The 2,048-nt window shown below is 67.0% G+C and carries 3 pseudogenes; all 3 read right to left on the minus strand.

From position 1 onward, the window contains the following. Nucleotides 1–161: 161 nt before the first annotated feature. Nucleotides 162–680 (minus strand): annotated as a pseudogene (locus tag BMY19_RS30265) (transposase family protein); the annotation flags it as partial. Nucleotides 681–871: 191 nt separating this feature from the next. Beyond that, nucleotides 872–1,033: pseudogene (locus BMY19_RS30270) on the minus strand (IS3 family transposase); the annotation flags it as partial. A gap of 197 nt (nt 1,034–1,230) precedes the next feature. Continuing rightward, nucleotides 1,231–1,599: pseudogene (locus BMY19_RS30275) on the minus strand (transposase); the annotation flags it as partial. Nucleotides 1,600–2,048: the final 449 nt, after the last annotated feature.

Consider the following 2,048-nt stretch of genomic DNA (forward strand, 5'->3'; position numbering starts at 1 on the left):
CTTGAACCGCTCCGAGAAGGCGTGGAAGATGGGGCCACGTGAATGGGTCATGGCCAAGGCGCAGTTTGCCGGCATCTTCGGCGAGCGCTTCACCCGGGCCATGGCGGCCTGATGTTCAACCCGCCGCCCGCACACGGAATTCCTGACAGTCCCGATCAAAGGACGCGACTCCGTTCCAGATCGCAGACGATCGTGCCGTAGCGCCGGCCCCGCCGCCAAGCCCAGTCGTCGATCCCGACCACACGCGCGGACGCGCACCCTGCGCTTTTGCAACGGCGGATCAGCCGCAGGACGGTGTCGCCGCTGACCGGCACGGCAAGCCGTCGCGACAGGCGGGCGCCGGCCTCGCCGCCGAGCGCCATGCCGATATCGGTCTGCGCCTCGGCCAAGCGATCGCTGCGCTGTGCCCCCGCACGGGCGAGGCCGGGAACAGGCTCGGCGAAGATCCGGCCCGGACAATGGCTGCAGCGGAAGCGGCGCACCTTCACCCGCCACGTGACCGAGCGATCCTGCCAGGGCAGGTCCTTCAGGGTTCGCCAGTACGAGCTATGCACCCGGGCCGACCATCGTCCACACTGCGGGCAGGCTGCGCGGGCTGCGGTCGTCCTGGCCGTGAGCGTCAGCGCATCGGCATCCAGCGCAAGCTCGTCGACCTGCACACCTTCTACAACCGAGGGCAATAACAGGTTCGAGATCCGCATCGCGCTCTCCCTCCGCCACCCCGGGGATCAACGCTTCACAAGGCGCTCAGCACCGAACCTGCTGAAGAACCAGTTTGCCGTGTCGCCTGACAGCTGGCGCCGCACACCGTCACTCGCGTAGTCTACGAGACCACCGTCGCCTATCGTCGTGCCTTCGAACGCACCCTGGTGCCGTCGTGGGTGCGGCCGGGACGACGGGCGGTGTGCGGCGCGAGGGTGAGCCCATTCTCCTGCAGGATACGCAGCACCCGCTTGGCATTGACGCTCGCCTCGCCGCGCGAGCGCAGTGCCCGGTTCACCAGTGCGGTGACGCGGCGATAGCCGTAGCTCGGTGCGGCTTGCAGCCGGCATCGCCACGCGGGCCGAGACCCGGTCCAGACGCGACCTTGGCCGGGTCGATCACGCCCGATGGCAGACCTTGCGCGACGCTCTCGACCGCAGACGTCAAGCTCGCACCGCACGCACCCGCTTCCGACGCGATCCCGACGCCTATCTCAACACCCTCGAACAGCTGGCTTTGCCGTCCTAGTTTTTTTGTGCGGGCGAGGTCGAGCGCCTCCTTCAGGATCTCGACCTCCATGGTCTTGCGCCCGAGCAGGCTTTCGATGTCGCGCACGCGCCGCTCGAACTCGCGAACCCGGCTGGTGCCGACGACCTCCTCGTCGGCGTGCACGGCCTGATGGCCGCCCTCCAGCATGCGCCGCTTCCACGAGAACAGCAGGCTGGGCAAGAGGCCGTAGCGACGGGCGACGACCGACACGGACGAGCCGGGCTGCTGGCTCTCCTCGACGAGGCGGATCTTCTCGGTGGTGGACCAGCGCCGTTGACGCTGAATGCCGGTCAGGATCTCGCCGTGCACCGGCGGGGCGGTCGGATCGGACGAGATAGCCTTACCCATAGGCCAACGCCTATGCCTTCGTGAGCTATGCCGCCTGTCCGGTCAAAACGGGGGGCGGTTCAGCAGCCTCAAGCCGGGCCCGGCCGCAAGCCTAGCAGGACTGGCGCCGATGGCGCACGACTCGACTGCAGCACAGGCCTACGCTTAATCCGGGGCGGTTCATGCCCCTCCTGAGGGGCGGCCGCACTTGGCAACAAAAATTCGCTTGAGCAAAACAGATACTCAAGCGCACGATGTTCAGCCGCGCCAGCTTCGCACTCCTTCGCCATCGCGTGCTCCTTGCTACCTGATCCACGCAAAGTGCGGGAGAACCGCGAAGCCAGGGAAAGATCAAGGAGCGCTTGCAGCATCCCCCTAGGTCGCGAACCCATAACGGCTGGCACGGTTGAACCGCGGCGTCGTTAGCCCTCTGAGCAGGAGGGCCTTGATGGCGCGGTTTGATCTGACGG

The organism is Methylobacterium sp. UNC300MFChir4.1, assembly GCF_900110155.1.
Taxonomy (GTDB): Bacteria; Pseudomonadota; Alphaproteobacteria; order Rhizobiales; family Beijerinckiaceae; genus Methylobacterium.